Annotated in this window: 6 protein-coding genes; all 6 read left to right on the plus strand. The window is 45.1% G+C overall.

Annotated elements, in window-relative coordinates; genetic code table 11:
* The first annotated feature begins 159 nt into the window (after nt 1–159).
* On the plus strand, nt 160–891 hold the full coding sequence (locus C6P11_RS00980; protein WP_135518018.1) for an amino acid ABC transporter ATP-binding protein: 732 nt from the start codon (nt 160–162) through the stop codon (nt 889–891).
* Nucleotides 892–912: 21 nt separating this feature from the next.
* A complete protein-coding gene (locus tag C6P11_RS00985; protein ID WP_135518019.1) occupies nt 913–2,385 on the plus strand; it encodes an ABC transporter substrate-binding protein/permease in 1,473 nt (490 codons plus the stop codon).
* An 82-nt stretch (nt 2,386–2,467) separates the two neighbouring features.
* A complete protein-coding gene (locus C6P11_RS00990; RefSeq protein WP_135518020.1) occupies nt 2,468–3,316 on the plus strand; it encodes a metallophosphoesterase family protein in 849 nt (282 codons plus the stop codon).
* 53 nt (nt 3,317–3,369) lie between these two features.
* On the plus strand, nt 3,370–4,431 hold the full coding sequence (locus tag C6P11_RS00995; RefSeq protein ID WP_135518021.1) for a GNAT family N-acetyltransferase: 1,062 nt from the start codon (nt 3,370–3,372) through the stop codon (nt 4,429–4,431).
* A 132-nt stretch (nt 4,432–4,563) separates the two neighbouring features.
* Nucleotides 4,564–5,484, plus strand: coding sequence for a hypothetical protein (locus C6P11_RS01000; RefSeq protein ID WP_135518022.1), 921 nt, complete (start codon nt 4,564–4,566; stop codon nt 5,482–5,484).
* A 487-nt stretch (nt 5,485–5,971) separates the two neighbouring features.
* A partial coding sequence (locus C6P11_RS01005) for a transposase (RefSeq protein ID WP_210114210.1) occupies nt 5,972–6,510 on the plus strand: 539 nt, incomplete at its 3' end.

Genomic DNA, 6,510 nt, shown 5'->3' on the forward strand with positions numbered 1-6,510 from the left:
ATTAAACTCTCTCACAGGGGTAAAAACGCTATTGCAGTTGCTGCAGTAGCGTTTTTTGTATGCAAGGAGTGATATTTATGCAAAAATAAACAAAGTTATTGCATAAAATTTCGTTACCTGTTAATATTTATCCAACGAATATGAAACGGGGAAAACGTTATGGCGATTTTAACGATTAAAAACTTCCACAAAGAATACGGTGACAAGGTCATCTTGAAAGATATCAATGCATCTGTTGAAGAAGGTGACGTGATTGCATTGCTTGGACCTTCAGGAACTGGAAAGTCAACGCTGTTGCGTGGCTTGAATATGTTGGATCGACCAACGTCAGGTGAGGTTATCTTTGATGGTCAAGATATCTCAAAGGCAACTGAAACTGAATTGTATAAGATTCGCCAAGATATGGGGATGGTATTCCAAAGCTTCAACTTGTTCCCAAACATGTCAGTTATCGACAACGTTAAGATTGCGTTGTTGAAGGTGAAGGGGCTGGCTGATGATGAAGCAACGCAAATTGCTGAAAAGTTCCTAGCAAAGGTTAGCTTGGCTGAAAAGTCACAAGCATATCCAGCTTCATTGTCAGGTGGACAACAACAACGTGTGGCGATTGCGCGTGCCTTGGCAATTAATCCTAAGATTATGTTGTTTGACGAGCCAACGTCAGCCCTTGACCCTGAAATGGTCGGTGAAGTGTTGAAGACGATGCGTGAGTTGGCCCAAGAAGGGATGACAATGTTGGTTGTCACCCACGAAATGGGCTTTGCACGTGAAGTGGCGTCAAAGATTTGGTTTATGGCTGATGGTGATATGACGCAATATGATAATCCAGAAGCATTTTTCGAAAACCCAGATTCAGAGCGTGCGCAAAGTTTCTTGGCAAAGATGTTGTAAGACAAAGGGAGAATGAGTTATATGCATAAGTGGGTATTAAAAGTCATGACGGCTGTCATGGCGGTATTATTAATGATTGGTTCCTTTGCCGGTTTGACGTCTGTCCAAGCTGCTGAAACGGATCCAGTTCTTTCAAAAATCGAAAAGAGCGGTAAGTTGATTGTTGGAACGTCAGCGGATTACGCGCCATACGAGTTCCACACAACGGTGAACGGTAAGGACAAGATTGTTGGATTTGACATCTCAGTTGCCAATGAAATTGCCAAGCGTTTGGGCGTGAAGTTGGTCGTTCAAGAAATGAGCTTTGACGCATTGCTTGGTGCTGTTAAGACGGGTAAGGTCGACATGGTTGTGGCCGGTATGACCGCGACGCCTGAGCGTGAACAAGAAGTTGCCTTCTCAGAGCCATACTTCGTTGATAAGAACGTGGCCATGACGCTTAAGAAGAACGCGAATAAGTTGGCTAACTTGAACGACTTGAAGAAGGCTACGTTGGCTGCCCAAATTTCATCAATTCAAGAAGATGCGGCCAAGCAAGTTGATGCCAAGAAGGTTGTGTCATTGAAGAAGGTAAACGATGCCGTGACGCAATTGACGCAAGGCAAGGTTGATGGTGTGGTTGTGCCGGATACGACGGCTGACAGCTACATGGATCAAAGTAACCAATTTGCGGTTGCGAAGGCCACGTTGCCAGGTGAAACGAACGGTTCTTCAGTTGTGATGGCTAAGAACGCAACGGTTTTGCAAAGCAAGGTTGATAACATCTTGGAAAAGCACGTTATCGGTGATCCGCTAGAAAAGTGGAAGAACGAAGCGATTGCCTTGATGAACCACAAGGAGTCATTCTTCGAAAAGTACGCGCCTTACTTTGCTAAGGGAACGCTTTACACGGTTGGCTTGGCGGTCATCGGTGTGTTCTTCGGTATTATTCTTGGTGTGCTATTGGCTTTGATGAAGCTTTCAAGCGTGAAGCCGTTGAAGTGGTTGGCCGTTGCCTATATTGAAGCAGTCCGTGGTGTGCCACTTTTGATTCAAGTGTTCATTGTGTACTTTGGAACGCAAGTGATTGGATTGGATGTTTCAAGCTTCATGGCCGGTGCGATTGCCATGTTCTTGAACTCGGCTGCGTATGTTGCTGAAATTATTCGTTCTGGAATTCAAGCTGTGCCAGCCGGTCAAACTGAAGCTGCGCGTTCACTTGGTTTCACGAAGATGCAAACGATGCGCTTCATGGTGTTGCCACAAGCCATCAAGAACATCTTGCCAGCCTTGGGTAACGAGTTTGTGACGGTTATCAAGGAAGGTTCAGTTGTCTCAGTTATCGGTGTTGGTGAATTGACGTTCCAAACGTCAGTAGTGCAAGGTGCCTCATTTAAGCCATTTATTCCATTGATGATTACAGCTGCAATCTACTTCATTTTGACGTTCGGTATCAGCCGTGTGTTGGGCCGTTTCGAGAAGAAGTTGCAACAATCAGATCGTAAGATGATTTAAGTTAGAGTCCCCAGTTCCCTTTTCGCGGGAATTGGGGCTTTTTTGCGCTTACAATAGCAGTAACGAAATGGAGGTGTGTGACATGACAAAGGTGGCAGTATTATCTGACGTACACGGTAACGTAACGGCGTTGGCAGCAACGATTGCGGACGCTAAAGCGCAAGGTGCTGATGAATTCTGGTTCTTAGGCGATTTATTTATGCCGGGGCCTGGTGCGCATGATGTGGTTGAAATGTTGCGCGAGCTAAACGTGACGGTTTGGCTACGCGGTAACTGGGATGACTTCATGTTCGCAGCGTTGGAGCGAACGGTGGACTACAACAAGCCAACGCGTGTTTACACGGCGCGTTTGTCAGCCTATGTCATGCAACACATGCCAAAAGCAGATTACGACTTTATCATGGCATTGCCAGTATCTGATACACGGAACGTTGAAGATTTAACCTTCACGTTGTCGCACAATATGCCAAACAAGAATTCGGGTCATGAATTGTTGCCGATGAGTGATCAGTATTATTTTGATGCGCTATTCTTGGGGCGTGATGCGGATGTTGCTATCTATGTTCACACACACCAAATGATTTATCGCACGGCTTCGGATGGTCGAGCCATTTTGAACCCTGGTTCAGTCGGCAGCCCATTTTCATTGAAGCGTAAGATGCGTCAAAACCGTGAGGCCCGTTATTTGATGTTGGACATCGAAGGGACGCGTTTCGCGACGGATTTCCGCACGGTGGCATACGACCAAGCAGCTGAAATGGCTCTTGCTGAAGAACGCGGTTTGCCATACTTGGACTTGTACCGCAATTTGGTCTACGAAGGCTTGGGTTACGTGCACGATGCGCCAACCGTAGCCAAGGAAAATGAGCGATACGGCTATGAAACGGAGACGAAAGATATGCTCCGTGAGTTAAGGCAAGCTTACAAGTAGCCTTGTGGGGTATAATTAAAGTACTGAACTTTGAGATAGGAGGGCGCACCGAAATGGATGTGAAGCGCTATACACAATTTGAACAATTGGTGCGTTCGTTGAATGAAGCCAATATCACACCAATCGTATCAGGCGGATTTGCATTGGAAATCTTGTCAGGATATGACTTGGATAGTAAGTTGGCTCCGTTGATTTTGAATGATGATGTTATCGACAATGAATTGATGATTGAATCCGTGATGCGCACGGTCGGTTTTGAACGTTTGGACATGCCGGAGTTGGTGTTCTCAAACACTGATGACACGCTGTCAGTTGCCTTTATGCCACAAAGTGCGGTCGAGCCACTAATCGGGCATAAGTTGCCAGGTCAATTCATCTTCACGCACACCGAACCTGAGTTCCATGTGCTCACGACGTACGATTTGTACAACTTGTTTGGTCACTTGATTGGCGACCCAGATCGTAGTGAGAAGTTGCGTCATGGGGATGCGCAAAAGTTGCGTTTCATGAAGCAATTGGGCTACATCTTTGACCGCTTCCCAATGCGCCAAATGAATGAAACGCATCCATTATTGGATGTGACATTTGAATTCTTGGGCGATAAGGATTTCGACCAGGTCGACAAGATTATTCGCAGTGCGTTTGACGATGCCAACTACAGCACTGGTGAAGAAGAACAATTGGTGCGCCGTTTGCGTGCTGGCAACCCATTTGGTCGCAAGCCGATTGAAATCGTAGCCAAGCGTGGTGACGAAATTTTGGGTTACGTCATCGTATCAGCTGCGACGGTTTCAGATAACCGCACCGGCACAGCAGTCGGTGTTGTTGGACCAGTAGTTGTTGACCCGCTTCACCGTGGTTGCGGCCTAGGCTGGCGTTTGGTTGAAGAAGCTGAAATTGTGGCCCGCTTCGCTGGGTACGGCGTTTTGGCAGCTATCGGTTGGCCGGGTTACTGGAACCAATTTGGCTACATTCGTTCAACGGAGTTTGGCGTTAAGCCAGCCTTTGAAATCACGCCTGAATTCTTCATGGTGAAGGAGTTGTACCCATCAGCGCTATTGCGTACGAATGGTACATTCCGTTTCCCAGATGAATGGCAATATGATCAAGAATAGAAATTTACGCTGGTCTTTTACGAAAAAGGCCAGCGTTTTTCGTATTTTCATATCAATTACCCAACATTTATTAGGTACGATAGTCTTAATAGAAGTAGTGGGTAGAGATACCAAATAATTGAGGTGAAAATTATGCAAGGACTTGGAGAACTAACAGATTTAGAGCTTGAAAAGAAGATCAACGCCGAACCTAAGGACACAATCAGTAAGAAGTTTGGTTGGGACTGCGACATCATGCACCCTGAAGCCATGGTTGAGGCAACAGAGTCAGTTTTGGCCCGCATGGACAAGTTGGCTGAAGTGATTGATGTGCGTGAAAATGAGTTGTACGAAGCAGATCGTACGCGCATTTTGAACATGGCGAAGGACCTTAAGGAAGGCGACACGGTTGCTGATTTGTCAGCGCGTTTGACGGAGTTCCGTACGCGTTTGATGTTCGCACCGTTGCGTTTCTACGAAGGTAACCGCGAAATGTTGAAGAAGGTTGCCGCTAACATCGTTGATTCATATGCAGTTGCTGGGGAAGATCCAGTTATCGAAATGGCGTTGAAGGGGATGCGTGAGCGTACCGAAGATGATTTGACGGCTGCTGACTACGAGACGGTCATTAAGTCATTTATCCGCTTTGTGCCGGCTTTCCGTGAGTCAAACATTCGTATGTTGGGGCAATTGATTCAATCAATGCACCGTGAAGCGGAAGTATTCGGTTTTGCAAACGACCCTGAAATCATCACGTTCTTCCAACAATTGGATATCGTGGTGGCAGGTGCCATCCGTCCTGATGAGTTTATGGCCATCACGGATATGTTGAATGACTTCGAGCCAACTATCACGAACCGTGTTGTTGAATTGGCGCCAATCGAAGTGTTGCACCAATTTACGATGAACGTGATTAGCGGTGTGAACACGGCCCGCGAGCAAGGTTTGTCATTCGGTGCTGATGCCGATAAGCGTCTTGAACATGCGGTAACTGAGCTAAATCGTGGTATGCTAGAGCGTGAGGATTACGGTAATATTCTACGAGGCATTCGTTCATTACACGTTGAATCATAATTACGACAAAGCAGGTCTTTACCATGATCAGAAATATCTTAAGTTTGGTGGGGCTGTTTATCGCCACCTCTTTGATTGTTGTGGGTAAGGACATTCGACGACCAATTATCACGATCGCCGGTGTCCTGCTGGCAATCGCGACAGTGCTATATTGGTTTCAATAATTGAATTTTTAAAATGACTCGTATCCTTGGGGATGCGGGTCATTTTTTATTTTTCCCGAATAAAGAACAAATTTAATCCTGTTTTCTTATGAAAGCGCTTGCATACGTCCGAAAAGTAAGTTATATTTAGCCGGTGAGATATTTTAATTACAAACCCGGATTATTCATCAAGACAAACAAAAAACCGCTGAAACAGCAAGTTAATACCGTTTCAGCGGGTTTTGCGCTTTCACCCGTTGGGTGAAAACCATAGGAGCTCTTTTTTATGATATTTTGTTAGTGGAAAACAAACCAAATACTCAAAAATTGGAGCGTCTAAAATTATGACTCAAAAAGTATTACCTAGCAACCATTTAGTTGCAGTTTCAGACAATGGGGCACCAATTACCTCGGATGGTGGCAACGTGCTGCTTAGTATTTTTCTGAATTCGCCTGTAATTTCCAGGCTCTTTAATAACGTTGAATTCAACGATAATCGCAAAAATCCACGCTATGCTAAGGTAGAATTGTTATTGCAAATGCTCATTCAAGTTATCGAAGGTTATCGCAACGACGACGTTGCAGATTACTTGACCCAAGATATCGAACATCGACTTGTTTATGCGCAAAACATGGCATCTCAACCAACTATTTCCAGATTTCTATCACATCTCACGAACGAAGACATTGATGAGCTACAAGAATTAAATCGTCGTATTGTCTCTTTAATTGATGAAAGATCAGCCAATACTGAACTGGTGCTAGATTTTGATTCAACCTACTTTGAGACCTTTGGTCATCAAGAAAAAATTGGTTTTAATTATCACTACTTGAACGTCGGTTACCATCCGCTTATCATGACCGATGCTTTAACTGGAACCGT

The organism is Weissella confusa (assembly GCF_004766315.1).
Lineage (GTDB): Bacteria > Bacillota > Bacilli > Lactobacillales > Lactobacillaceae > Weissella > Weissella confusa_A.

Bases quoted from the DNA above. Each gene is read 5' to 3' on its own strand.
- C6P11_RS00980 (WP_135518018.1), top strand. From the start codon at position 160: ATGGCGATTTTAACGATTAAAAACTTCCACAAAGAATACGGTGACAAG.
- C6P11_RS00985 (WP_135518019.1), top strand. From the start codon at position 913: ATGCATAAGTGGGTATTAAAAGTCATGACGGCTGTCATGGCGGTATTA.
- C6P11_RS00990 (WP_135518020.1), top strand. From the start codon at position 2,468: ATGACAAAGGTGGCAGTATTATCTGACGTACACGGTAACGTAACGGCG.
- C6P11_RS00995 (WP_135518021.1), top strand. From the start codon at position 3,370: ATGGATGTGAAGCGCTATACACAATTTGAACAATTGGTGCGTTCGTTG.
- C6P11_RS01000 (WP_135518022.1), top strand. From the start codon at position 4,564: ATGCAAGGACTTGGAGAACTAACAGATTTAGAGCTTGAAAAGAAGATC.